Below are 24,075 nucleotides of genomic sequence, written 5' to 3' on the forward strand. Positions count from 1 at the left end.
ACTCCTCGCCCGCCGCGCGCCCCGTACGACGTACTCCCCAGGGAGTACGGGTGATCACCGCGCTCGGCTGACGACCCCGCCACGGCCCGCGGTCTAGCGTGGCGGGCATGGAAGAGCGACACCCGCACCGGCTGCACGGCGAGCCTCCGCGATGGCTGACGGAGACACCGGGGGAGTACTCCTCCCGGCTGCCCTGGCCGTCGACGATCGTGCTCGGCGCCGTCGTCATGATCGGCTCGACCGTCGCGGCCCGTGGACAGATGGACGAGCGGGCGCCGCTGGACGTCTTCGCGCGGCTGCTGCTCTTCCTGGCCGTCGCCGTGCTTCTGCTGCGCCACCGCCACCCCGTGGTGGCCGTCTTCGGGAGTTCGACCGCCGCGATGGTCTACCTGGCGGCCGGCTACCCGTACGGGCCGGTCTTCCTGGCCGTCGCCGTGGGCTGCTTCAGCGCGGTCGTCGCCGGGTACCGGCGGGCCGCCTGGTCGGCTGTCGGAATGGTGTGGCTGGGGCATGTCCTGGTGGCCCACTGGCTCTACCGCTGGCTGCCGCCCTCCGAGGACCACGTTCCTCCTTGGGGGCAGGAACTGGGCGTCGCCGCCTGGGTGGTGGCCATCATCGCCGCCGCCGAGTTCGTCCGCGTACGCCGTGAGCAGTGGGCGGACCGGCGCGCGGAGCGGGAGGCCGCGGAACAGCGCCGGGCCGACGAGGAGCGGCTGCGGATGGCCCGCGAGCTCCATGACGTCCTGGCCCACAGCATCTCCGTGATCAACGTTCAGTCGAGCGTCGGACTCGCCCTGCTGGACTCCGATCCCGAGCAGGCCCGCACCGCCCTCACCACCATCAAGGCCGCCAGCAAGGAGGCGCTGGGCGAGGTCCGCCAGGTCCTGGACACCCTGCGCACCCCCGGGGACGCCCCCAGGACCCCGGCCCCCGGACTGGACCGGCTTCCCGAGCTCGTCGAACAGGCGGCGAGCACCGGACTGACCGTCACCGTCGAGACCGAAGGGGTGCGCGGCGCCGTTCCGCCCGGGGCGGATCTCGCCGCCTTCCGGATCGTGCAGGAGGCGCTGACGAATGTGGTCCGGCACTCCGGATCGCGCACCGCGCAGGTCCGGATCGGCTACGAGCCCGGCCGGATCCGGCTCCGGATCGACGACGGGGGACCCGCCACCGGCGACGATGCCGGAGGCAGCGGCAACGGGCTGGCGGGCATGCGGGAGCGGGCCGCCTCGCTGGGTGGCACGATCGAGGCGGGGCCCCGGACCGACGGCGGCTTCCGGGTGCGGGCCGAGCTCCCGCTGCCTTCCGACACACCTGGCGCGGCGGCGCGCAAGGAGGAGACGACGTGATCCGCGTACTGCTCGCCGACGACCAGTCGCTGGTCCGGGCCGGTTTCCGGGCCCTGCTGGACGCCCAGCCCGACATCGAGGTGGCGGGGGAGGCGGCCGACGGCGAGGAGGCCGTACGCCTGGTACGCGAACTGCGTCCGGACACCGTGCTGATGGACATCCGGATGCCGCGTCTCGACGGCCTCGCCGCGACCCGCGCCATTACCGAGGACCCCGAACTGGGCGACGTCAAGGTGGTCATGCTCACCACCTTCGAGCTCGACGAATACGTCTTCGAGGCGATCCGCTCCGGAGCCTCCGGCTTTCTCGTCAAGGACACCGAACCGGATGAGCTGCTGCGCGCGGTGCGCGCCGTGGTCGGGGGCGACGCCCTGCTCTCGCCGGGGGTCACCCGCCGTCTGATCGCCGAGTTCGCGGCCCGTTCCAAGGAGCCCGCCGCGGCGACCGGGCTGAGCGAACTCACCGAACGGGAAAGGGAAGTGATGGCGCTCGTCGGCATCGGGCTCTCCAACGAGGAGATCGCCAGACGGCTGGTCGTCAGTCCGCTCACCGCCAAGACCCATGTCAGCCGGACGATGGTGAAGCTCGGCGCCCGCGACCGGGCCCAACTCGTCGTGCTCGCCTACGAGTCGGGCCTCGTGCGTCCCGGCTGGCTCGGCTGACGCCTCCCGCTGCGAAGCGTCGGATGTGCGGTGCCCGACGGGGCGAATCCCCGTCGGCCACCGCACGTTCCCCCCTCGCGGGACGGTCAGTCCCGCACGGACACCTTGTGGGCGGCTGCCGCCTCGACCGCGGCGGTCCGGTCCATTTCGGACGAGGCGACCAGTACGGTGCGCTGCGCGGGCCGGCTGCGCCGCAGACCGGTCAGTGTGACCAGCAGCCCGGCCAGCGCGACCGCGGTCACCACGACCAGACCGGGCCGGTAGCTGTCCAGGACCGCCTGGCGGGATCCGTCCCCGCTGCCGTGCGCCGTGATCACCGCGGTCACGATCGCCAGGAAGACCGCCCCGCCCACCTGGATCGAGGTGTTCAGCAGACCCGACACCATGCCCTGTTCGTCGTCGTCCACCCCGTTGGTCGCCTGGATGTTGAGCGAGGGGAAGGTCAGCGCGCACGCCGCGCCGAGCAACAGCATGGAGGGCAGGATCACCGCCGCGTACGACGGGGTGAGCGTGATGCGCAGGAACAGCGCGTAGCCGATGACGAGGGCGGTGAAGCCGGTCGCGATGACACGCGGGGTGCCGAACCGGTCCACCACGTCGCCGATCTTCGTCGAGGAGAGGGCGACCAGCACGCCTGCGGGCAGGAAGGCCAGCGCGGTCTGCAGTGCGGACCAGCCGAGCAGCGACTGCATGTACTGGGTGACCAGGAACTGGAAGCCCACGTAACTGCCGAAGAACGCGGCGGCCCCCAGCTGCGCCCTGACCTGGCTGCCGGAGCGCAGCACCCCGAGCCGGATCAGCGGGTTCGCGGTGCGCCGCTCGATGGTGACGAAGGCGGTGAGCAGTACGGCGACGGCGAGGAACGACAGGAGTGTGCGGGCGGAGGCCCAGCCCGCCTCGGGGGCCTGTACGACCGTGAACACCAGCAGCAGCATGGAGGCCGTGCCGGTGACGGCGCCCGGCAGGTCGTAGCCGCGGTGGGTGTCCTCGCGTTCGCTGTGCGGGATCAGCTTCAGGCCGGCCAGCAGGGCGATCAGCGCGATGGGAGCCGGCAGCAGCATGGTCCACCGCCAGGACAGCTGGGTGAGGAGGCCCGAGAGGACCAGGCCCATGGAGAAGCCGGTGGCGGCGCAGGTGGTGTAGATGGAGAGGGCCCGGTTGCGCTGCGGGCCCTCCTTGAACGTCGTGGTGATGATGGAGAGCCCGGCCGGTGCGGTGAAGGCGGCGCTCAGCCCCTTGATGAAGCGGCTGGCGATCAGCAGCGGTCCGGAGTCGACGAATCCGCCGAGCAGCGAGGCGAGGGCGAAGACGCCGAGCGCGATCAGGAAGACCCGGCGCCTGCCCAGCAGATCGGCCGCACGGCCGCCGAGGAGCAGCAGGCCGCCGTATCCGAGGATGTAGCCGCTGACGATCCACTGCAGGGTCGAGGTGGTCAGCCCGAGATCGTCCGCGATGGAGGGCAGTGCGACGCCGACCATGGAGACGTCGAGAGCGTCCAGGAACATCGCGGCGCAGAGCACGAGCAGGGTGCCCCACAGGCGCGGGCTCCAACGCTCATGGGAATCGGGGACGTTGAGCGGAGAGGTCATGAGCAGCACAGTACATGCACATGCATTGAATGCAAGTGCATTTAATTCCGATGCAACAAACGGCGGCATCTCTGCTAACGTGCGGTCATGGCAGCGAACAAGTCGGAGCGGATGCTCGTCGACGAGTGGCGGGACATCCTCGCCCTGCACGCCAGGACGCTCTGTGAGCTCGACCGCGAGCTGCACCGACACGGCCTCGGTGCCAGCGATTTCGAGGTGCTCGACGTCCTCGCGGAGGGCGCGGCGGAGGACGGCGGCTCCGCCTATCGTGTGCAGGAGCTGGCCTCCCGGGTCCACCTCAGCCAGAGCGCGCTGTCCCGCCTGATCGCCCGACTGGAGAAGGACGACCTCGTGTGCCGGGGGATGTGCCGCGAGGACCGGCGGGGTGTCAGGGTCGAACTGACGGCGAAGGGCCGGGCGCGGCACGCGGAGGTCAAGCCGCTGCAGAGATCGGTGCTCGCCCGGATGCTGGACGGCGCGGGGGACTGACCGCCTCGCCGCGGGCCCGGCCGGGGCAGGGGCTGCCGGACACCGCCTCGGCCCGCGCCGCGCTCAGGACCAGGTCACCCCGGAGTTCTCGCACCAGATCCGGGCCGGTTCGCGGTCGCCCTTCACGGCGACCGCGGTGAGTGGCAGCCGGTTCCAGAGCATCAGATAGAGCTCACCGGCCGTCGCGCTCAACTCGCAGTCCGCCGAGCCCTCTTCGGGAGCCGCTTCATGCCGTACGGTCTGCGGCGGTTCCGGTGAGAGCCGTACGGTCCACGTGGTGCCCGCGTCGGTGGCCCGGACCCGCAGGGTGCGCGGTGTGCGGGTGCGCACTCTGCTCTTCGCGCGCGCATGGAATCCGCACAGCAACTCGTCGATCCCGTCCACCGCGTGATCGGCCGTCACCGGCGACGGCCTGCCGCCGCGCGCCGACTCCGCGTCCACCCGGTGGATCGTGGTCTCGTGCGCCTGCCGTCGCACCCAGAAGGCCAGTGGTGACGGTGCGGGCATGAAGGTCCAGCACTCCAGTCCGGCGGGCGCGGCCCGCAGCGTCTCGACCAGGAGGCGGTGGCCCTCGCGGAACCAGCCGAGCAACTCGGGCCCGTCCAGATCGGGTTCCCCGCCGCCGGGTCGGTAGGAGGTGTGTTCCTCGACGACGAGAGCGGTCGCCCAGCGATGCACCATCCCCGTGTGCCGGAGCAGATCACGCACCTGCCAGCCCGGACAGGTGGGTACCGGTGCCCCCGTGCCCGCCTTCTGCGCGGCGGTCGCCAGCATCCGTCCCTCGTCGGCCAGGGACTCGATGTGGTCCGTGATCTCCATGGCTTCGATTGTGCCAGTGGTCCGGCCTGCCCGGAGGGGTGCTTCCGGCCGTCCCGCGCGGTGCGGCCGGTCTCTCAGGCGTGTGCGGCGTTGCGCGCTCCGTACCCCAGAGCGGCCGCCGCGGTGGCCAGCAGCGCCAACGTGGTGAGGGCCGCCGGGAGGGAGGCCCAGTCGGCCAGGAAGCCGATCGCGGGCGGTCCGAGCAGCATTCCTCCGTAACCGAGCGTCGACGCGGCGGCCACTCCACCCGGCCCGGCCAGCTCACCGGCCCGGCCGACCGCGACGGGAAAGATGTTGGCCAGACCGAGGCCGGTGACGGCGAAGCCGATGAGCGCCGGCCAGACGGTCGGGGCCAGTGAGCCGAGCAGCATTCCGGCGGCGGCCGTGGCACCGCCCACGACCAGGGTGCGGGTCTGGCCGAGCCGTTCGAGCAGTGCTGTGCCACTGAGCCGGCCGGCCGTCATGGCCAGTGCGAACAGGGAGTACCCGGCGGCGGCGGTGCCCGGGTGGGCGTCCAGATCCTGTTCCAGATGCAGGGCGCCCCAGTCGGCCAACGCCCCTTCGCCGTACGCGGTGCACAGCGCGATCACGCCGAAGAGGAGCACCAGGCGCCGGGCCCGCCCGTCCAGTCGTCGCGGCTCTCGCGCCCCGCCGGCTGCGGGTGCGGATTTCGGTGCCGGGTGACGCAGCAGTGCCGGTCCGGCCGCCGCGGTGACGAGGAGTCCGACCCCGGTGAGGGCCAAGAGGTGCGCGGCGGGGGAGAGGCCGCCCGCGACCAGTGCGCCGAGCCCGGCACCGACCATTCCGCCGAGGCTGAACGCGGCGTGGAAGCTCGGCATCACCGGGCGCCGCAGCGCGGCCACCAGATCGACCGCCGCGCTGTTCATCGCCACGTTCATCCCGCCGTACGCGGCCCCGAAGACCAACAGTACCGAGCCGAGCGCGAGGGCCGAATGCGTCTGTGCGGGCAGGGCGATGCTCAGGGAGAGAAGGACGCCGCAGACCACCGTGACCGGGTGGCTGCCGAAGCGACGGCACAGCCGACCGGTAAGCATCATGGTCACCACGGCCCCGGCGGATACGCCGAGCAGGGCGAGCCCCAGGGTGGAGGCCGAAGCACCGGTCTGGTGCTTGATCGCCGGGATGCGGACCACCCAGCCGGCGAAGAGGAAGCCGTCGAGGGCGAAGAACACGGTCAGCGCGGTACGGAGGCTGGTCGTCGAAGGTGAGGCGGTGTCTCCGCCCGGTCCCCCCGGCAGGGCCGTCCGCAGTTTGTTTAGTTGCGGCACAAACTCAGCATAGGGGCGTCCGGACAACGGGCGCAAGACGGCCGCCCGCAGCGGCCGCAAGGGGCACAACTGAGCCACCGGGGCGTCGGCGGCACCCCCGGATCATGGGAGACTCGCCCCCATGAACGGCAAGGTGACCACCACCCGGACAAAACTGGAGAGGGGCCGCAGCGCGCTCGGACCCGCGCTGGAACTGGTCCACACCGGACGCGCGCCCACCCGCGCCGTCCTCACCTCCGAACTCGGCGTCACCCGGGCGACGGCCGGTGCGGTCGCCGCGGAACTGGAGGCGCTCGGCCTGATCCGGGTCGACTCCCGGCCGGGCTCCGCCGCCGGATCGCAGGGTCGCCCCTCGCACCGGCTGGCCATCCATGAGTCGGGGCCCGTCGCGATCGCCGCGCAGGTGCACGCCGACGGGTTCCGGGCCGCGCTCGTCGGGCTCGGTGGACGGCTCGTCGCCACCGCCCCCGGCTGCGTCACCGTCACGGCGGACCCGGCACAGGTCATCGGTGAAGTGGTCGACGACTGCGCCCGGCTGCTCCGGGACAGCGGGCTGCGCTGCGTCGGGGCGGGCCTCGCGGTGCCGTCCGCGGTCGCCGAGCCGGAAGGAACCGCGCTCAACCCGCTGCACATCGCCTGGCCGGCAGGGGCACCGGTGCGTGAGATCTTCGCCGCCTGCGTACGGGAAGCGGGCATCCCCGGACCGGCGTTCACCGGGAACGACGTCAATCTCGCCGCGCTCGCCGAACACCGGCACGGTGCCGGGCGCGGTGCCCAGCATCTGCTCTGTGTGGCCACCGGGCACCGGGGAGTGGGCGGCGCTCTGGTCCTCGACGGCCGTCTGCACACCGGGAGTTCGGGACTGGCGCTGGAGGTCGGCCATCTCACGGTGAACCCGGAGGGCCGCCCGTGCCACTGCGGTGGCCGGGGCTGCCTGGACGTCGAGACCGACCCGCTGGCCTTCCTCGTCGCCGCCCGCCGCGAACCCGGTCCGGAGGAGTCGCTGCTCAAGCAGGCCGGCGATCTGCTGCGCACGGAGTACGAGGACGTGGCCGTGCGGGGCGCGGCCGAGGAGCTGATCGACCGGCTCGGCCTCGGGCTCGCGGGACTGGTCAACATCCTCAACCCCGACCGCATCATCCTCGGCGGCCTGCACCGGGCCCTGCTCGACGCGGATCCGGAACGGCTGCGCGCGGTGGTGGCCGACCGCAGCCTGTGGGGGCGCAGCGGCAGCGTGCCGATCCTGCCGTGCACGCTCGACCACAACAGCCTGGTGGGCGCGGCCGAACTGGCCTGGCAGCCGGTGCTGGACGATCCGCTGGCCGCGCTCGCGTGACGGGGACGGCCGTGCCCGCGTGACGACGTGGGGGACGGCCGCGCCGTCCTCGTCCTGCGGAGGGGCCAGATGAGGTCCTCCATGCGAGGGCCCGTGCCGCGTCGTCCACCGGGATTCCAGCCAACGCCCTTCTGCCCAGGCTCTGTTCGAGGCGAGGGTGCGGCCGCCGCAGCGGATGCGGCAGGCTCGGGGTACCGGGCACCTCGTGTCTGCGCCCAAGGGCTTTCCTGTGATGGGCCCGTGACGGGTCGTCGAGCGCCAAGAACGCTCCCGTCCGCGCCGCGTCACGCCGTACGACTGCGTCCGGAGACCGGCCCGCATGACCGAGCACCCGCTGGGGCGTGACGGCCGAATCCCCGCAGAAGGGGACCAGTACGTCGAGCGCGGCCGTCCCCGGCTCCAGGTGGACGGCGATGGGCGCAGCACCCGCCCCGTTCGCGGATCGGATGCGCCTCGACGCCGAGGCCGCGGAAGGCGTGCAGCAGGTGCCCCTTCGTCGCGACGAGGCCGCGGATGATCCCCCTGTCGCATGCGGCGGGGAGCGGGTTCCCCCGCGACGTGGTGGTACGCGCTGCCCCGGCCCGCGCCCGCCTGCCGCCGGACGGCCTCGGCGCCGGTGCCCACATGGCCGTGCCCCCACAGAAGCTCCCGGGCGGCTTCGATCGGGCCTTCCGGAGCACTCGTGGAGCGACCGCACGAACCGGTAGGTACAGAATCCGGCGATCTTCGGTCGACCGACGGGAGCAGCCGTGGATCCGTCGCGTACTCCCGAGGTGGTACGCGTACGGCCGCTGGCCGTACGACGACTCGGACCCCCTCCCGGGGCCAGGCTCTTCAGGGTCAGGAAAACCTGAACGCGACCTCCGAACCGAGGGAGACGACCGAGATGAACGTTCTGGCGCACAGCGGTGGGCCCGGTCCCTGGATCCCGCTCTTCCCACTCCTCCCGCTCTTCTGGGCGGCCGTCGTCGTCGGCGGCATCACTCTTCTGCGCCGCACGGCCCGGCGCGGCCACCGAGGCCCCTGGCAGGCCCGTGCCGCCCAGGAAGGCCCCGCCGAACCGTCCCCGATCACCCTGCTCGGCCGCCGCTTCGCGGCCGGAGAGATCGAGGAGGACGAGTACTGGCGCAGGATCTCCGTCCTCGACGAACAGTTCGGCCGCGGCAGCAAGGGAGGACCGGCATGACCACCACCCTCCCCACCTCCGCGTCCGCCCCCACCGCCGACGCCGCAGCCCGGGTCGTCGACGCCGTGAAGCTCTACGGCAGCGGCGACACCCGGGTCAGGGCCCTGGACGGGGTGAGCGTCGACTTCCCGGCGGGCCGCTTCACCGCCATCATGGGCCCCTCCGGCTCCGGCAAATCCACGCTGATGCACTGTGCGGCCGGACTCGACACCCTCACCTCCGGCTCGGCCTTCATCGGCGACACCGATCTCAGCACCCTCGACGACCGCAGGCTCACCCTGTTGCGCCGCCGACGCATCGGTTTCGTCTTCCAGTCCTTCAACCTCCTGCCGACGCTCACCGTCGCCGAGAACATCACCCTCCCCCTGGACCTCGCGGGGGAGCGGCCCGACCCGGAGTGGCTCGACGCGCTCGTCGACACCGTCGGACTGCGGGACCGGCTGCACCACCGGCCCGGTGAACTCTCCGGCGGACAGCAGCAACGCGTGGCGGTCGCACGGGCCTTCGCGGGCAGCCCCGACGTCGTCTTCGCCGACGAACCGACCGGCAACCTCGACTCCCGCTCCGGCCAGGAGGTGCTCCGGCTGCTCGGCCGCACCGTCCGGCAGACCGCCCGCACCGTCGTCATGGTGACCCATGACCCGGTCGCCGCGGCCCATGCCGACGAGGTCGTCTTCCTCGCCGACGGCAGGCTCGTCGACCGAATGCCCGACCCCACGGCGGAGCGCGTGCTCGACCGCTTCAAGTCCTTCGCCCCGCCCCACCCACAGGCGGTGACGACATGACCGGCACCCGTACCTCCGTACGCCTGAGCATCTCCTCGCTCCGTGCCCACAAGCGCCGGTTCGCGGGCACATTCGTCGCCGTCCTGCTCGGCGTCGCGTTCCTCACCGGGACGCTCGTCATGGGCGACACCCTGCGCGCGAGCTTCGACACCATGTTCGGCAACGCGGCCGCCGGTACCGACGCCGTGGTGCGCGGCTCCAATGTCGTCACCGTCGCCGGTGAGTCCCAGGGCACCCGGCAACCGGTGAACACCGCACTCGTGCAGAGGATCGAGCGGATCCCCGGGGTCGCCGCGGCGGCGCCCGACATCCAGGGCGCCGGTCAGCTCATCGGCTCCGACGGCACACCCGTCGGAGGCCAGGGGCCGCCCACCCTGGCCGGCAACTGGATCGACGACCCGAAGCTCAACCCGTACCGCCTCGCCGCCGGGCGCGCCCCGTCCGCACCCGGTGAAGCCGTGGTCAACCGCGGCGCCGCCGTCCGGGGCGGGCTCAGGATCGGCGACACGACCGTGCTGCGCACCCCCGACCCCGTGCACGTCAGGATCGTCGGTCTGGCCACCTTCGGCGGCCAGGACGGCATGGGGCAGGTCACCTACACCGCGCTGACGCAGGCCGATGCGGAGAAGTACCTCACGCCGAGGCCCGGCGAGGCATCGGCCATCCAGGTGCGCGCGACCCCGGGCACCAGCCAGCAGGAACTCGTCGACGCGCTGCGCCCCGTACTGCCCGCGGGAGTCGAGGCCATCACCGGACAGGCCTCGGCCGCCGAGAACCGGGACCTGATCTCCGGGGCGTTCCTCGGCGTGTTCACCACGCTGCTGCTGGTGTTCTCCGGGATCGTGCTGCTCGTCGCCACCTTCTCCATCCACAACACCTTCGCGATCGTCGTCGCCCAGCGAACCCGCGAGAACGCGCTGTTGCGCGCCCTCGGGGCTGCCCGTCGGCAGGTCGTGGGCGCGACACTCGTCGAGGCGACAGTGGTCGGCGTGATCGCCTCCGCGGCCGGTCTGGCCGGTGGCATCGGCATCGCCGCCGGACTGCGGGCGCTCTTTCCCGCCGTCGGATTCCCGTTCCCCGAGGGCGCGCTGGTGATCGGCGCGGTGTCCCTGCTGCTGCCGCTCGCCGTCGGCGTCCTCGTCTGTCTCGGCTCCGCCCTCCTGCCCGCCGTCCGGGCCGGACGCACCGCCCCGCTCGCCGCCCTGCGCGAGAGCGCCGTCGACGACTCCGCGGCCTCCCGGACGCGCGCCGTCGCGGGGTCCGTGCTCATGCTGACTTCCGTCGGCACCATCCTGACCGGTGTGTCGGGCGATCCGTCCGTCCTGCCGGCGGCCATCGGCGCGGTGCTGGCAGTCGCCGCGTTCATGGTGCTCGGACCCGTCGCCTCCTCGTACGCCGTACGGTTCCTCGGCGCCCCGCTCGACCGGCTGCGCGGCGTCACGGGCCGACTGGCCGTGCGCAACGCCCTGCGCAACCCCCGGCGGACCGCCTCCACCGCGACCGCGCTGATGATCGGCGTCGCCGTGGTCTGTCTCTTCACCGTCTTCGGCGCCTCGCTGAAGGCGACCATGAACCGGACGGTGGACCGGTCCTTCGCGGGCGACGTCGCCATCAGCGCCCCCGCCTTCGGCGCGGGCGGCAGCGGCCTCAGCCCCCGGCTCGCCCCGGCGGTCGCCCGGCTGCCGCAGGTCGCGACCGCTGTCGGCCTCGGCAAAGGGGTCGCCGAGGTCGACGGCGCGGGACGCGCCCTGACCGTCACCGACCCGGCCGCGCTCGGCAGGGTCTTCGACCTCGGAACGGTCGACGGGTCGCTGAAGGACCTGGGCGCGAACGGGATCGCCGTGTCCGGCACCGAGGCCGCCGAGCGCGGACTGCGCACCGGCTCCACCGCACGGCTCGCCTTCGCCGACGGCGCACAGCGGAACTTCACGGTCCGCGCCGTCTACGCACGGTCGGAGCTCGCGGGCGACTACCTCATCACCCGTCAGGCCTGGGCCCCGCACCGCGCGCAGGACTCCGACTCGCTGATCGCCGTCTCCTTCGAGCCCGGTGTGTCCACCGCCGACGGCAAGGCGGCGGTCGCCAGGACCGCGGCGGCGTACGGCAACCCGGACGTACAGACCCGCAGCGAGTACGCGCAGTCCTCGGCGGGCGGCATCGACATGATGCTCACCCTGGTCTACGCCCTGCTGGCGCTCGCCGTACTGATCGCCCTGCTGGGCATCGCCAACACACTCACCCTGGCCCTGCACGAACGCACCAGGGAGCTGGGCCTGTTGCGGGCCGTCGGGCAGACCCGGAGCCAACTGCGGTCCATGGTCCGCTGGGAGTCCGTCCTGGTCGCGGCGTTCGGCACGGCGGGCGGTCTGCTGCTGGGCGGCTTCCTCGGCTGGGTGCTGGTCGAGGCCTCCGCGTCCACGGGCGGCACTTCCCTCGCCTTCGCGCTCCCGCCGCTACGGCTCCTGGCGGTCGCCCTCGTCGGGATCACGGCCGGGGCGCTGGCGGGCCGACGGCCGGCCCGCCGGGCAGCCCGGCTGGACGTGCTCCGAGCGGTCGCCGCCGAGTAGCGCACAGCGGGATCCGCCGCGGGAGCGGCACGGCGGAAGGAGGAGCGGGGCGTCGGCCGACACCCCGCTCCTCCTTGCGTCCGCTACCCGACCACCGCCGACCGGGCGGCGGACGGCGTGGCGGTCTCCAGGTACACGACGGCGCCCGGCTCGAACGGTCCGTCAGTCGTCGCCCCGTACACCAGGTGGGGCGGCTGTGCGGCGAACAGGGGAGGTGCCGGAAGCGTGAACCAGACGACCTTCCCGGCCCCGCCCCTCGGGCGCACCCCCCAGCTCTCGCTGACCGCGGCGATCAGGGCGAGCCCACGCCCCGACGTGCTGGACGCGGTGGCTTCGCGCACGGTCGGCAGGCGGGGGTCGTGATCGTGGACGGACACCGTCAGCCGTTCGAGCAGCAACTCGATCTCGACGGTGCATGCCTTGTCCGGCTGGGCATGCCGGTGGACATTGGTCAGCAGTTCGGTGACGCCGAGCGCCGCAGGATCGATCAGAGGATCGAGATGCCAGTAGCGCAGCTGCGCCGAAACGATTCTGCGGACCTGACCGATCCGCGACGGCAGGGCCTGGAGCTCCACCGTGCAGTGCCTGCTTGGCTCGCTGATCACGGCTGCGACTCCCCGAAATAGGTCCGGAAGAAGACGGAGGAACGGAATCAGCAGACATCCAGCCGCTGAGTCCGGCCCGACGGTGCGGATCCGAGTGTCACCGCCGGTAAACCATGAGTGACGTGTGACCAATGTCGCTCAGGGGTCACGGGACCGCAACTCGCGGTGCCCCCTTCCGGTGGCGCCGTCCCGTCAGATCATCCGGCCGCCCGCACTGCGCAGCGTTTCGAGGAACCTGCGCGTGGGCCCCGCCGCGTCCGGGCCATGATTGCGCTGCCCCATCGTCAGCCGGTACCGCGTGCCGTTGAGACGTGCCACGGCCGCACCGGCCCCGGCGAACCACGGCCTGCCCGCGCTGACCGCCACCACCGGGGCGCTGTCGATCTCGCGCCCGTAGCTGGTCAGCAGGGCCAGCCTGCCGTCCTTGACGATCACCTGCCCGGCCGTGGTGAGCGAGCGGGCCCACCGCTCGATCCGTACCCCCGTCGCGCTGAACTCCGTTTCCGGCATGGCCGCTTCGCCCCCTTCGTGGTGTCTCTGATGGGCAGTCTGCACAACCCGGGAGCGACGCGCCAGGCCGCGTCATGGCGCAATGTCACGGCCGCCCGGTCCGTCGAGGCCAAGGCGGGGCTATGGGACATCAAAGTGAACGTTTCTGCAGGTGGGGGGAATATCGTTGACGGCCAGAGTCCGGTGACACGAGGAGGAACGCGCTGATGGGCACCAGTGAGCACACACATGACGGCCGGGCCGCGGCGACCATCGACATCGACCGTTCCGACCCCGAGTACCGGGCCTGGCTCAATGAGGCCGTACGCAAGGTCCAGGCCGACGCCAACCGCTCCGCGGACACCCATCTGCTGCGATTCCCGCTCCCCGAGGCATGGGGCATCGACCTCTACCTCAAGGACGAGTCGACGCACCCCACCGGCAGCCTCAAGCACAGGCTGGCCCGCTCGCTCTTCCTCTACGGGCTCTGCAACGGCTGGATCCGGCCCGGCAAGCCGGTGATCGAGGCGTCCAGCGGATCGACGGCCGTCTCGGAGGCGTACTTCGCCAAGCTGATCGGTGTGCCGTTCATCGCCGTGATGCCCCGCACCACCAGTCCCGAGAAATGCCGGCTGATCGAATTCCACGGCGGCCGCTGCCACTTCGTCGACGATTCGCGAAGGCTGTACGAGGAGTCGGCGACGCTGGCCGCCGACACCGGCGGCCATTACATGGACCAGTTCACCTACGCCGAGCGGGCCACCGACTGGCGCGGCAACAACAACATCGCCGAGTCGATCTACCAGCAGTTGAGACTGGAGCGGTACCCGGAGCCGACCTGGATCGTGGCCACGGCCGGAACCGGGGGCACCTCGGCGACCATCGCCCGCTATGTGCACTACATGCAGTTCGACACCAGGATCTGTGTGCCCGACCCGGAGAACTCCTGTTTCTTCGACGGCTGGACCCACCACGACCCCCTCGCCACCAGCGACTGCGGCTCCCGGATCGAGGGCATCGGCAGGCCCCGGATGGAGCCGAGCTTCGTGCCCGGGGCCATCGACCGGATGATGAAGGTGCCCGACGCCGCCAGCGTCGCCGCCGTACGTGCCCTGGAGAAGGCCATCGGCCGGAAGGCGGGCGGCTCCACCGGCACCGGGCTGTGGAGTGCGTTCAAACTGGTCGCGGAAATGGTCGGGGAGGGGGCCACCGGCAGCATCGTCACCCTGATCTGCGACCCCGGCGACCGCTACCTCGACAAGTACTACTCCGACAGCTGGCTCGCCGCACAGGGCCTGGACATCGCCCCGTACACCGAGACCATCGACTCCTTCCTGCGCAGCGGTGAATGGCCCGGATAGCCCGACGGAACGGGGTCCGCGCGGTCCACGGCCGCTTTCAGGCCGTGGGCCCGGTCAGCCGTCCGTCGAGCATGCGCACCGCGTCCCGGAAGGCCCGCCCAACCCCCGACCGGCCCAGCCGCAGCGCGAACCGGAAGAGTGCGGAACCGTCCGCGGCGAACGTCCACCGCACCCGCGTCCCGGTCCCGGCGGGGGTGAGCCGCCACTCCTCCAGCAGCGCCCGCGGACCAGGCGCGTTGGACTCGTCGACCCGGTAGGCGTACCGCTCTCCCGGCTCCGTCGCGAGGATCGTCTCGCGCAGTACCGTGCCCCCCTTGAGGCGGACCTGGCGCCCCGTGCCCGCCCGGGTGGGCCGGGCCGCCGTCACCGAGGTGAACCAGCTCGGCCAGCCCGCCACATCGTCCGCGAGCGCACGGTAGACCGCCTGCGGCGGCGCGGAGACCTCGGCGGCGAAGACCAGTCGCAGTGGAGCGGACTCGACGAAGTCGAGTTCCACGGAACGGAGTCGACGGAACACGGATCGCACCTCCCATGCGGTCGGCGGCGGACGGTTCGCGCACACCATAGCTGACAGATCGTCAGATGTCCTTCCCTGCAAGCGAATTGCCTGGAACTCCGCTACGGGACCGCACGCGCGGCCGCGGTGATGTTGCGGGCCATCCCGCCGAACACCACTGAGTGGAACGGCCATACGCTCCACCAGTACGCGTGGCCGAGCAGTCCGCGCGGATGGAACAGAGCCCGCTGCCGGTAGACCGTCCGCCCCTGTTCGTCGCGGTCCACCGACAGTTCGAGCCAGGCCGGACCGGGCAGCCGCATCTCCGCGCGCAGCCGCAGCAGCTCACCGGGAACGATCTCCTCCACGCGCCAGAAGTCCAAGGAGTCGCCCACCCGCAGCCGCTGCGCGTCCCGCCGCCCGCGCCGCAGCCCGACACCGCCGACGATCCGGTCGAGCCATCCCCGCACGGCCCAGGCGAGCGGGAAGGAGTACCAGCCGTTCTCGCCGCCGATGCCCTCGATCACCCGCCAGAGAGCGTCCGGCGCCACCGGCACGGTCAGTTCCCGTTCGTCGCGGTAGAGACTGCCGCCGGACCAGTCGGGGTCGGTGGGCAAGGGGTCACTGGGCGCACCGGGCACCGCGGCGGACGACCAGCGGGTGTCGACCCGGGCGTCCTTGATCCGTTGGAGCGCCAGCCGCAGCGCCCGCTCGAAGCCGATGGATCCGCCGGGCGGATCGGGCACATACCGGACGATGTCGTGCTCGCGACAGACCACCTCGTGGCGCAGCGACTCCGCGAGCGGCCGGGCGAGGGAGGGCGGCACCGGTGTCACCAGACCGATCCAGAGACTGGAGAGTCCCGGCGTGAGCACCGGTACGGGAAGGATCACCCGATGCGGCAGACCGGCGACCTCGGCGTACCGCCGCATCATGTCCCGGTACGTCATGACGTCCGGGCCGCCGATGTCGAACGTGCGGTTCACCTCGGCCGGCAGGCGCGCGCAGCCGACGAGATACCGCACGACGTCCCGTACGGCGATCGGCTGGATCGACGTGCGCACCCAGCTCGGGGTGATCATCACCGGCAGCCGTTCGGTGAGATGGCGCAGAATCTCGAACGAGGCCGAGCCCGATCCGATGACGACCGCGGCCCGCAGGACGGCCGTCGGCACCCCGGAATCCAGCAGGATGCGCCCCACCTCGGCCCGCGAACGCAGATGCGGCGACAGTTCCCGCTCGGGCACCCCGGCCGGGGTGAGTCCGCCGAGGTACACGATCCGGCCGACCCCCGCGGCCCGCGCCTGCTCGCCGAAGATCCGGGCCGCCTCCCGGTCCTTCTCCTCGAACCCCGGCCCGGAGCCGAGCGCGTGCACCAGGTAGTAGGCCACGTCCATGTCCCGCATCGCCGCGCGCACCGAGGCGGCGTCGAAGACATCCCCCTCGGTCACCTCGACCCTGTCCGCCCACGGGTGGTCACGCAGCTTCCGCGGGGTCCTGGCCAGCGCGCGCACCTGGTGGCCGGCGTCCAGGAGTGCGGGCACCAGCCGGCCGCCGATGTACCCGGAGGCACCGGTCACCAGGCAACGCAGCGGCGTGTCACCGGAGGATTCGCTCACCCGGCCGAGTCTTCCACCGGCTCGCCGCACGGGGCCCGGTGGATCAGTCCGAACGGCGGCACACGGGTCACCCGGCCATGCCGGGCCGCGGAAACGGACCGGCCGGAGGGTCCAGCATGCCGTCGAGCACCCGGCCGAAGACCCGGCGGCCCGCCGCGGCGATCAACGGATCGAACCACCGCGGCAGCAGCCGGACACTCAGCTCCTCCACCCACACCACATGGGACCCGGAGTCCGTCGGACACACGTCGATCGACGCCCGCCCCAGCACCAGCGAACCGCGCTTCGCCAGCCGGCACAGCCCCGCCCGCCCGGCGGCGGGCGGCGTCCACCGCACCACTTCCATCGGGTCGTCGAACCCGAGCGCACCCACACCCGTACGCGCCACGAAGACGGTCCCCGTCCCGGTCGGCGGTCCCGTGCGGACGGTGATCGTGGTCAGCGGGACGTGCGCCGCGTGCCGTTCCCAGTCCGTCACCCGACGCCAGGCCTCGGCAGTGGGAAGATGCGTGAAGCGCTCGATCCGGAAGACGGCCACAGCACGATCCTACGGGCTGCCCCGTAACCCCCGGCGGGCGCACGACGACAGCCACGGCACCTCGCCGCGTCGGTCGGAACAGGAACACGCGTCGGTCGGAACATCCGAATACATCCGGTACGCGCACGTCCCTCCGCCTTGCGACGCGCCGCATCCGACGCCGCGCGCCGATCCACCAAGAATTACGGGACGGCCCTCAGGCGGTGCGCCGCCCGGTCCAGGATGTACGGAAACGACACACGGCCCGGCGCCTCAGCAGTCGCCGTCCTCGATCCCGCCCGTCACGAGCAGGCCCGGCAGATGCTCCTCGATCTCCTCGCGGGCAGCGGCCGACAGACCCGCGTCCGTCACGAACGTGTCCACCTGGGCCAGAGTGGCGAACGAACTCAGGCCCACCGTGCCCCATTTGGTGTGGTCGGCGACCACCACCACACGACGCGCCGACTGCACGAAACGGCGGTTGGTCTCGGCCTCCGCCAGATTCGGCGTCGAAAGCCCCGCCTCCACCGAGATCCCGTGCACCCCGAGGAAGAGCACATCGAAGTGGAGCGAGGCGATCGCCTGATCGGCGACCGGCCCGACGAGCGAGTCCGAGGGAGTCCGTACCCCGCCGGTGAGCACCACCGTGGCGGCCCCGGTCCGCACCCCGCCCGCGGCCCCGGAACGCTGCGCGGAGTGGAACACATCCGCGACCCGCACCGAGTTGGTCACCACGGTCAGATCCGGTACGTCCAGCAACCGCTGGGCGAGCGCGTACGTCGTCGTACCGCCGGAGAGCGCGATGGCGCTGCCGGGCACGGCCATCGCCGCGGCCGCCCGCGCGATGTCCTCCTTGGCGGTCAGCTCCAGAGCCGACTTGGCCTCGAAGCCGGGCTCGTGCGTACTGGCCTCGACCACCGGAACGGCCCCGCCGTGGACCTTCTCGATCAGCCCCTGGCGGGCCAGCGCGTCCAGATCCCGGCGGACGGTCATGTCGGAGACGCTCAGCTTGCGGGTCAGCTCATTGACCCGTACCCCGCCACGCCTGCGCACCTCGTCGAGGATCAGGGCACGCCGCTGCTCCGCGAGCAGGTTCTGATTCTCGCTCAACGCCGGTCCGGTCCTTCCCTCTGGCCGTACGGCAGGCTCTCTTCGGACGGGGTCATCCTGCCACGCGGTGTCGTGGGCCGTCGCACTGGGGAGATTCCGTGAGAGCGATGCGTGCACCCTTCCGCTGCCATGATTCTGGTGACCGTGCATCAGCACCCCCCCCCACGACCGAGAGAGCGAGTCACTCCAGTGCCACCTGACACCCAGGCCCCGCAGAGTCCGGGGCCCGCGCTGGAACTTCTGGTCCACGGCGTGGGCGGTGCCACCCCTCAGGAGATGCTCGACGATCCGCGTACGGTCCGGGTCACCGGCGACGCGACCGCCGCCATCTACCGGCGCGCCGAGGACATGGACGCCGAGCAGCACCCGGAGCGGTACCGCGACCGGCCCATCGCCGAGGCCTACTGCTGGTCCAACCTCACCTCCGGCAACGGCTCCCGCGCCCTGTGGCTGCTGCTGCTCCCGTTCATGGTCGTCAACCTTGCCCACTGGATGCGTCCCACCGCCCGCGCCCGAACCCGCGCGGTACGCCTGTACGGCGTCGTCGTCCGGCTCGTCGCGCTCAGCCTCACGGTCCTGCTGACCGCGGCGGCCTGCGAGGTCGCGCTCGATCTGACGGCCTGGCAGTGCGCCGGCGTGCCGGACTGCTCGAACCAGCGGTCCTGGCTGGGGTTCCTGTCGACCGCCCAGGGCGGCTGGTGGTCCCAGCCGGGCCGGCGGCTCGCCCTCGCCTCGCTGGTGCCCACGGCCGTGGTGGGGCTGCTCTGGTTCCTGTCGAACCGCACCTGGAGCGCGTACGAGTCACAGCGCCCGCTCACCGGGTCCGAACCGGACGACGTCGACCCGCAGACCGGACACGACCTGAGCACGCCCGGCACCGCTCCCGGTGGGCGGCCGGCCCTCGGCCGGCCCGGATTCTGGTACGGCCGCCGTCTGGTCGCCCGGCTGCGCGCCGCCCACACCGCCGCCGGGTTCCTGACCGTCGCCGCGTCGGTCGCGGGCGCCGCGGCCCGCCACGACCGCGCCGTCAGCGGCCCCGTGCCCGGGATCCTCGGCCGGCTGATCGAGGCGGCACTGGTCCTGTGCGCGCTCGTGGTGCTCTGGGTCGTCTGCCGCCGCGGCCGGAGCGAACGGCGCCTCGACAACCGGCTCGACCAGGCCCTCATCACCTATCTGCCCGGCGCAGCGCTCGCCCTGCTCGTCCTCGCCGCGGTGTACGCGTCGTGGTCGCGCCCCGCCTGGGTGTCGGCGGGCGCCCTGCCGGGTGATGTCGCGTTCAGCGTCGTCACCCTCGGCCAAGGAATGCTCGTCGTCGTCCTCGCGGTGGTCTCACTGAGCCTGTACCGCCGCACCCCCGAACCCCGCACCGTCATGTACGGACTCGGCGGACCGGTCGTCGCCATGCTCGCGTGCGCCCTCGGCGGCGTCATGACCGGCGGGGTCGCCCAGCGCGTCGCCGACTGGCTCGACGGATCCGGTACCCCGGGCATGGGCAGGGGTTCCGCCATCGAGGGGCCACCGGTACTGCTCAGCTGGCAGGCCTCCGTCATTCCCGTGCTCCTGGTGCTCCTGGCGATTCCCGCCCTCCTGCTGCTGGCGCGCACCTGGCTCGCCGCCCGCGCCCTGGAACCCGATGTCGACCGGGAGTACGGGCAGGAGCGGCCGGACCCCGCCAGGACCCGGCAGATCGCCCGGATCCGGGCCACGGCGGCCCTGACCGACTCCGCGCCCTGGATCCTCGGCCCGGTCTCCGGAGCCACGCTGCTGCTCGGCGCGGCGGCGGTCGGCGGGGCCTGGGTGAGCGGTGAGGTGCCCGGTCTGGCGCTCAACGGCAGCGGCCCGTTCGCCGAGGCCGTGGCCGAAGCGGCCCAGTCCACCGGCTCCTGGATGATCGGATTCGGGTTCATACTCTTCGTCACCTGGGGGCGGCGCGCCTACCGTGACGCCTCCGCGCGGCGCACCATCGGCATCCTCTGGGACGTCGGCACGTTCTGGCCGCGCGCCGCACACCCTTTCGCCCCGCCCTGCTACGCCGAGCGCGCCGTCCCCGATCTGGCGTCACGGATGTCCGGCTGGACCGGACTGACCCGTGGCAGGCTCGTCATCTCCGGCCACTCACAGGGCAGCGTCCTCGCAGCCTCCGCGGTCTGGCAACTGCCCGCCGAAACCCGGAGCCGGGTCGCGCTGCTCACCTACGGATCGCCGATCGAGCGGTTGTACGGGCGCTGGTTCCCGGCCTACTTCGGCCCCGTACCGCTGCACGGACTCCATCGGTCCGTGAACTGCTGGCGCAACCTGTGGCGGGCCACCGACCCGATCGGCGGCATGGTCAGGCTCGACGAGGGACCGGAGCCCGCGGTGGACCGGGGGCCGCTGAAGGACCCGCTGGTCTACGGCCGGACCCCCGAACATCCACTGCCCGAACCCGTTCTGGGGCACTCGGACTACCAGGCGGACCCGGTCTTCGCGGAGGAACGCGCAGCGCTGCTGGACCGGCTCGCACCGGTCCTGCCCCGTCAGGCCGACGGGGCGCGGGCCCCGAAGGCCCCCGGTCTCAGGGGAGCTCCGGCAGATCCTCCGGGTGGAGCAGGCTGAGGTCGTCCGTGCTCGGCTCGGCGAGCTGGGCGACCCGGCCCGCGTGCCGCTCCACCATCGATTCGAAGGTCTGCCGGGCCGTGCGGCCATTGCCGAACGCCGGGCCCTTGGGCAGCTCGGTGAAGTACTTCAGCAGCGCCTCCCCGGTTCCGGGGGCCAGGCTGTACTCGTGCTCGTCGGCCTGCTGCTCGACGATCCGCAGCAGTTCGGCGGGCTCGTAGTCGCTGAAGGTGATCGTCCGTGAGAAGCGGGACGCCACACCGGGGTTGATGGTGAGGAACCGCTCCATCTCATGGGTGTACCCGGCGACGATGACGACCACCGCGTCGCGGTGGTCCTCCATCAGCTTCACGAGCGTGTCGATCGCCTCCCGGCCGAAGTCCCGGCCGGAGTCCTCTGGCGACAGGGCGTACGCCTCGTCGACGAACAACACCCCGCCGCGCGCGCGGTCGAAGGCCTCCTGGGTACGGATCGCGGTCGAGCCGATGTGCTCACCGACCAGATCGACGCGGGACACCTCGATGAGGTGGCCTCGCTCCAGCACCCCGAGCGAGGCGAGGATCTCTCCGTACAGCCGCGCCACGGTGGTCTTGCCGGTGCCGGGGGAGCCGGTGAAGACGAGATGGCGCCGGACCGACGCGGCCTTGAGCCCCGCCTCCTGACGCCGGCGGCCGACCTCGATCATGTCGGTGAGGGCACGCACCTCCCGCTTGACGCTGTCCAGGCCCACCAGCGCGTCCAGCTCCCCGAGGACGGCGTCCGAGGCGCGTGCCGGCTCGGCGGCGGGCACCTCGGCGGGGGAGGGCTCGACGGCGCGCGGCCCGGGGACCGCGCCGAGCAGCCCGGGGGGCGACTGGGTCGCCGTCAGTACGGCGGGGGCGGGCGGAGCCGGGGCACGCAGCGCGCTCTCGTCGCTCGTGCAGTCCTCCACGACGGGCCCCGATCCCTGACCGTCGCCGCCCTCGGCGAACTCGTAGCCACCACGGGCGCACCGCTCGGTACGGCAGCGGGTCAGCGTCGTACGGCAGCCGTCCATCACGTGGAAGCCGTAGCCCTCGCTGCCGGTGACCCGGCAGCTGTGGAAGGTGCCGCGTCCCTCGGCGGAGACGTAGAAACCGGCCTCGGCGGGCGAGGTGACCGTGCAGCGCTCGATCGTCGGGTCGGCGCCCTTGGTGACGATCACTCCGGTCTGTGCCGCGTCGACGGTGCAGTTGTTCAGCGTGCCGCCGCTGCCGTGATCGCGGAACCAGGCGCCGGTGGACGCCTCGCGGATGCGGCAGTCGTCGAGTTGGGCGGTCGCCCCGTCACTCACCGACACCGCGGTGTTGCGGATCTGGGAGAGATCGCTGTCCACCACGTCGGCGCGCGATCCCCGGTCGAGCACGAAGATGGCGTCGGGTACGTCGTGGACCCGGCAGGAGTCCAGTATCACGGTCGCCCCGTCGCTCACCCAGACCGCCGGGTAGTCGCCCGTACTGTCATGGATCTCGCACTGGTTGGCGTCGACACGGGTGCCGGGATCCCAGACGGAGAGGCCGTTGCGGCCGAACCGGCGGACCGTGGAGCGGGTGAGGGTGAGGACCGAACGGGAACGCAGGTCCACCGCGTTCTCCGGGATGTCGTGGATGTCGCAGTCGGCGAGCGTCAGCACGGCGTCGGTGTCGAGGGTGACGCCGTCCGCCGAAGTGCGGTGCACCGTGCAGTCGGTGAGGTGGGCGGCGCCGCGGGCGGTCACCTGTATTCCGCTGCCCTTGATCTCGTACACCTCGCAGCCGACGGCTTCCAGGCCACTGCCCTCGCCGGTGATGCTCAGCCCCGCGCCGGACGCGTGGTGGACCCGGCACCGCTCCAGCCGCGGATGCGCGCCGTCACGCACCGAGACGCCGGCCTGGCCGGCCGATACGACCTCGCACTGCTCGAACACGCCGCCCGCACCGTCGAGTACGGCGATGCCGGCGCCGGCCGGGTTGTCGACCGTGCAGCGGCGCACGGTCGGCCGGGCCGCACCGCGCACCTCGATCCCGGCGGCCGAACGTGTCACGATCCGCAGATCCGCGAGCTCCGGGGCGCCGTCCTCGACGAGCAGCGCCGGAGCGGTCGAGTCCTGCCCTTCCACATGCAGGTCCGAGACGACCGCGGAGGCGCGGACGGTCAACGGCACGCCGTCGACCGGAGCGATCCGCACGGAGCCGACCGACCCCTCGGGACCGCGCAGGGTCACCGCGCGGTGCAGGACCAGATTCTCCCGGTAGGTGCCCGGAGCGACGGTGAGGACGTCACCGTCCGCCGCGGCCTCCAGGGCTGCGGTGAGGGAGGCGTATTCGCCTGTGCGGCGCCGCCACCGCGATGTGCCGGTGTGCGTCACCTGGACCGTGCCCTGTGCCATGGCGCTGTTGTGTCCCCGCCTCGTGCGTGTGTGATGCCCGGTCACCGGCCTTCAGACAGCGGCGAACCCCGGGCCCGCCCGCCGAGGAAGGGGGCGGGCCGGTCCACCGTAGCGCGCGCGACGGGCGGGAGTTGACCCGATCAGCTGCCGGTCCCGGTTCTGCCCCAGTCGGGACCGGCAGCCGCCCAGGCCCGGTCGATCCGGTTGTACCGCTTCCGCACCATGCGCCAGACGATCAGACGCCGGCCTCCCTCGACCAGTCCGACGGTGAGCAGCGCCACCCCGAACCCGGCCAGGGCCGCATGCGTACGAGCCGTGGGCGCGTCCATGGGGCGCAGCGCGGGCCGGCCGTCCAGGTCGGTCCAGATCTCCACGACGGCGCCGGGACGGGTCTTCCGGGAGAGCGTGCTCACCGTACCGTGCCGGTTCGTGCCGTCCGGAGCCTTCCATCGCGCGACCACCAGGGTCTGCGGGGCGTGCTCCGAGGACACCTCGGGATCGGAGACGAAATGCGGCGCGTCCGGTGCCCGGCGCACCACGACCGCTGTCGTGGCGTGACGCTGTGCCTGCTGGGTGCGCACCGACTCCTGCAGCGCGTTGTCGGTGAGCGACCCGCACACCCAGCCGAGCGCCGGCGCCGCCAGCACCATGAGCAGCAGCGCTGCAAGAGCCACCCACGCCTCGCGCCGGTCGGTGGCGCGGCGCAGAGGATTGCGCCGCCAGCGCCACACTCCCGTGACCGCTCGCACAGTCCCGCACCCCCTTCCGTATCCCTCTTGACCCGATACGGCACGCTTCGCACGATGAAGCGACGAAGAGAGAGCGA

At 72.3% G+C, this 24,075-nt stretch carries 20 protein-coding genes; 9 read left to right on the forward strand and 11 right to left on the reverse strand.

Going from position 1 to position 24,075, the window contains the following annotated elements:
- Positions 1 to 107: 107 nt before the first annotated feature.
- Both ACIQCZ_RS10545 and ACIQCZ_RS10550 read left to right on the forward strand, forming a co-directional pair.
- On the forward strand, positions 108 to 1,349 hold the full coding sequence (locus tag ACIQCZ_RS10545; protein ID WP_402281314.1) for a sensor histidine kinase: 1,242 nt from the start codon (positions 108 to 110) through the stop codon (positions 1,347 to 1,349).
- Complete coding sequence (locus ACIQCZ_RS10550) at positions 1,346 to 2,011, forward strand: response regulator (RefSeq protein ID WP_402281315.1); 666 nt, start codon at positions 1,346 to 1,348, stop codon at positions 2,009 to 2,011. Before ACIQCZ_RS10545 ends, ACIQCZ_RS10550 begins: the two co-directional genes overlap by 4 nt.
- Positions 2,012 to 2,097: 86 nt before the next feature.
- Here the strand turns inward: ACIQCZ_RS10550 and ACIQCZ_RS10555 are convergent, their stop codons facing one another.
- The gene (locus ACIQCZ_RS10555) at positions 2,098 to 3,600 is read right to left on the reverse strand and encodes an MFS transporter (protein ID WP_402281317.1); all 1,503 of its coding nucleotides are present in this window, start codon (positions 3,598 to 3,600) and stop codon (positions 2,098 to 2,100) included.
- Between the two features lie 87 nt (positions 3,601 to 3,687).
- Here ACIQCZ_RS10555 and ACIQCZ_RS10560 point away from each other — a divergent pair, with 87 nt between their 5' ends.
- Positions 3,688 to 4,089 carry a MarR family winged helix-turn-helix transcriptional regulator gene (locus ACIQCZ_RS10560; RefSeq protein WP_402281318.1) on the forward strand — a complete coding sequence of 134 codons (402 nt, stop codon included), beginning with the start codon at positions 3,688 to 3,690 and terminating at the stop codon, positions 4,087 to 4,089.
- Positions 4,090 to 4,152: 63 nt separating this feature from the next.
- Here the strand turns inward: ACIQCZ_RS10560 and ACIQCZ_RS10565 are convergent, their stop codons facing one another.
- Together ACIQCZ_RS10565 and ACIQCZ_RS10570 are read right to left on the reverse strand one after the other, a co-directional pair.
- Positions 4,153 to 4,908, reverse strand: coding sequence for a maleylpyruvate isomerase family mycothiol-dependent enzyme (locus ACIQCZ_RS10565; RefSeq protein ID WP_402281320.1), 756 nt, complete (start codon positions 4,906 to 4,908; stop codon positions 4,153 to 4,155).
- Between the two features lie 74 nt (positions 4,909 to 4,982).
- Positions 4,983 to 6,197: an MFS transporter gene (locus tag ACIQCZ_RS10570; RefSeq protein WP_402281322.1), complete on the reverse strand. Its 1,215-nt coding sequence runs from the start codon at positions 6,195 to 6,197 to the stop codon at positions 4,983 to 4,985.
- A 121-nt stretch (positions 6,198 to 6,318) separates the two neighbouring features.
- On the opposite strand from ACIQCZ_RS10570, the gene ACIQCZ_RS10575 reads away from it, so the two are divergent.
- The 4 genes from ACIQCZ_RS10575 to ACIQCZ_RS10590 all read left to right on the forward strand — a co-directional run bounded on the left by ACIQCZ_RS10575 (position 6,319) and on the right by ACIQCZ_RS10590 (position 12,071).
- Positions 6,319 to 7,533 carry an ROK family protein gene (locus ACIQCZ_RS10575; RefSeq protein WP_402281323.1) on the forward strand — a complete coding sequence of 405 codons (1,215 nt, stop codon included), beginning with the start codon at positions 6,319 to 6,321 and terminating at the stop codon, positions 7,531 to 7,533.
- Between the two features lie 886 nt (positions 7,534 to 8,419).
- A complete protein-coding gene (locus tag ACIQCZ_RS10580; protein WP_402281324.1) occupies positions 8,420 to 8,719 on the forward strand; it encodes an SHOCT domain-containing protein in 300 nt (99 codons plus the stop codon).
- Complete coding sequence (locus ACIQCZ_RS10585; protein WP_402281325.1) at positions 8,716 to 9,504, forward strand: ABC transporter ATP-binding protein; 789 nt, start codon at positions 8,716 to 8,718, stop codon at positions 9,502 to 9,504. Before ACIQCZ_RS10580 ends, ACIQCZ_RS10585 begins: the two co-directional genes overlap by 4 nt.
- Entirely contained in the window at positions 9,501 to 12,071 is a 2,571-nt protein-coding gene (locus ACIQCZ_RS10590; protein ID WP_402281327.1) for an ABC transporter permease, read from the forward strand. Before ACIQCZ_RS10585 ends, ACIQCZ_RS10590 begins: the two co-directional genes overlap by 4 nt.
- Positions 12,072 to 12,154: 83 nt before the next feature.
- Here the strand turns inward: ACIQCZ_RS10590 and ACIQCZ_RS10595 are convergent, their stop codons facing one another.
- On the reverse strand, positions 12,155 to 12,676 hold the full coding sequence (locus ACIQCZ_RS10595; RefSeq protein ID WP_402281328.1) for an ATP-binding protein: 522 nt from the start codon (positions 12,674 to 12,676) through the stop codon (positions 12,155 to 12,157).
- 192 nt (positions 12,677 to 12,868) lie between these two features.
- On the reverse strand, positions 12,869 to 13,186 hold the full coding sequence (locus tag ACIQCZ_RS10600; protein WP_402281329.1) for a hypothetical protein: 318 nt from the start codon (positions 13,184 to 13,186) through the stop codon (positions 12,869 to 12,871).
- A gap of 206 nt (positions 13,187 to 13,392) precedes the next feature.
- Here ACIQCZ_RS10600 and ACIQCZ_RS10605 point away from each other — a divergent pair, with 206 nt between their 5' ends.
- Positions 13,393 to 14,526 (forward strand): PLP-dependent cysteine synthase family protein, encoded by a 1,134-nt coding sequence (locus tag ACIQCZ_RS10605; protein WP_402281330.1) that lies wholly within the window; start codon positions 13,393 to 13,395, stop codon positions 14,524 to 14,526.
- Between the two features lie 37 nt (positions 14,527 to 14,563).
- Here the strand turns inward: ACIQCZ_RS10605 and ACIQCZ_RS10610 are convergent, their stop codons facing one another.
- The 4 genes from ACIQCZ_RS10610 to ACIQCZ_RS10625 form a co-directional block, all read right to left on the reverse strand.
- A complete protein-coding gene (locus tag ACIQCZ_RS10610; RefSeq protein WP_402281331.1) occupies positions 14,564 to 15,043 on the reverse strand; it encodes an SRPBCC family protein in 480 nt (159 codons plus the stop codon).
- A 101-nt stretch (positions 15,044 to 15,144) separates the two neighbouring features.
- A complete protein-coding gene (locus ACIQCZ_RS10615; protein WP_402281332.1) occupies positions 15,145 to 16,641 on the reverse strand; it encodes an SDR family oxidoreductase in 1,497 nt (498 codons plus the stop codon).
- Between the two features lie 67 nt (positions 16,642 to 16,708).
- On the reverse strand, positions 16,709 to 17,179 hold the full coding sequence (locus tag ACIQCZ_RS10620; RefSeq protein ID WP_402281333.1) for an SRPBCC family protein: 471 nt from the start codon (positions 17,177 to 17,179) through the stop codon (positions 16,709 to 16,711).
- A 252-nt stretch (positions 17,180 to 17,431) separates the two neighbouring features.
- On the reverse strand, positions 17,432 to 18,268 hold the full coding sequence (locus tag ACIQCZ_RS10625; RefSeq protein ID WP_402281334.1) for a DeoR/GlpR family DNA-binding transcription regulator: 837 nt from the start codon (positions 18,266 to 18,268) through the stop codon (positions 17,432 to 17,434).
- Positions 18,269 to 18,397: 129 nt separating this feature from the next.
- Between ACIQCZ_RS10625 and ACIQCZ_RS10630 the strand changes: the two genes are divergently transcribed.
- A complete protein-coding gene (locus ACIQCZ_RS10630; protein WP_402281335.1) occupies positions 18,398 to 20,863 on the forward strand; it encodes a hypothetical protein in 2,466 nt (821 codons plus the stop codon).
- On the opposite strand, the gene ACIQCZ_RS10635 is transcribed toward ACIQCZ_RS10630, so the two are convergent.
- Positions 20,823 to 23,249 (reverse strand): right-handed parallel beta-helix repeat-containing protein, encoded by a 2,427-nt coding sequence (locus tag ACIQCZ_RS10635; protein WP_402281337.1) that lies wholly within the window; start codon positions 23,247 to 23,249, stop codon positions 20,823 to 20,825. The two genes, ACIQCZ_RS10630 and ACIQCZ_RS10635, sit on opposite strands and share 41 nt — an antisense overlap.
- Before the next feature lie 140 nt (positions 23,250 to 23,389).
- Entirely contained in the window at positions 23,390 to 23,998 is a 609-nt protein-coding gene (locus ACIQCZ_RS10640) for a hypothetical protein (RefSeq protein WP_402281339.1), read from the reverse strand.
- Positions 23,999 to 24,075 lie beyond the last annotated feature (77 nt).

The sequence above is a fragment of the Streptomyces sp. NPDC093149 genome (assembly GCF_044754145.1).
In the GTDB taxonomy this organism is placed as follows: domain Bacteria; phylum Actinomycetota; class Actinomycetes; order Streptomycetales; family Streptomycetaceae; genus Streptomyces.

Excerpts from the sequence above, each read along its gene's own strand:
- ACIQCZ_RS10545 (WP_402281314.1), top strand. The coding sequence starts at position 108 with ATGGAAGAGCGACACCCGCACCGGCTGCACGGCGAGCCTCCGCGATGG.
- ACIQCZ_RS10555 (WP_402281317.1), bottom strand. The coding sequence starts at position 3,600 with ATGACCTCTCCGCTCAACGTCCCCGATTCCCATGAGCGTTGGAGCCCG.
- ACIQCZ_RS10560 (WP_402281318.1), top strand. The coding sequence starts at position 3,688 with ATGGCAGCGAACAAGTCGGAGCGGATGCTCGTCGACGAGTGGCGGGAC.
- ACIQCZ_RS10565 (WP_402281320.1), bottom strand. The coding sequence starts at position 4,908 with ATGGAGATCACGGACCACATCGAGTCCCTGGCCGACGAGGGACGGATG.
- ACIQCZ_RS10575 (WP_402281323.1), top strand. The coding sequence starts at position 6,319 with ATGAACGGCAAGGTGACCACCACCCGGACAAAACTGGAGAGGGGCCGC.
- ACIQCZ_RS10580 (WP_402281324.1), top strand. The coding sequence starts at position 8,420 with ATGAACGTTCTGGCGCACAGCGGTGGGCCCGGTCCCTGGATCCCGCTC.
- ACIQCZ_RS10585 (WP_402281325.1), top strand. The coding sequence starts at position 8,716 with ATGACCACCACCCTCCCCACCTCCGCGTCCGCCCCCACCGCCGACGCC.
- ACIQCZ_RS10590 (WP_402281327.1), top strand. The coding sequence starts at position 9,501 with ATGACCGGCACCCGTACCTCCGTACGCCTGAGCATCTCCTCGCTCCGT.
- ACIQCZ_RS10600 (WP_402281329.1), bottom strand. The coding sequence starts at position 13,186 with ATGCCGGAAACGGAGTTCAGCGCGACGGGGGTACGGATCGAGCGGTGG.
- ACIQCZ_RS10605 (WP_402281330.1), top strand. The coding sequence starts at position 13,393 with ATGGGCACCAGTGAGCACACACATGACGGCCGGGCCGCGGCGACCATC.
- ACIQCZ_RS10630 (WP_402281335.1), top strand. The coding sequence starts at position 18,398 with ATGATTCTGGTGACCGTGCATCAGCACCCCCCCCCACGACCGAGAGAG.
- ACIQCZ_RS10635 (WP_402281337.1), bottom strand. The coding sequence starts at position 23,249 with ATGGCACAGGGCACGGTCCAGGTGACGCACACCGGCACATCGCGGTGG.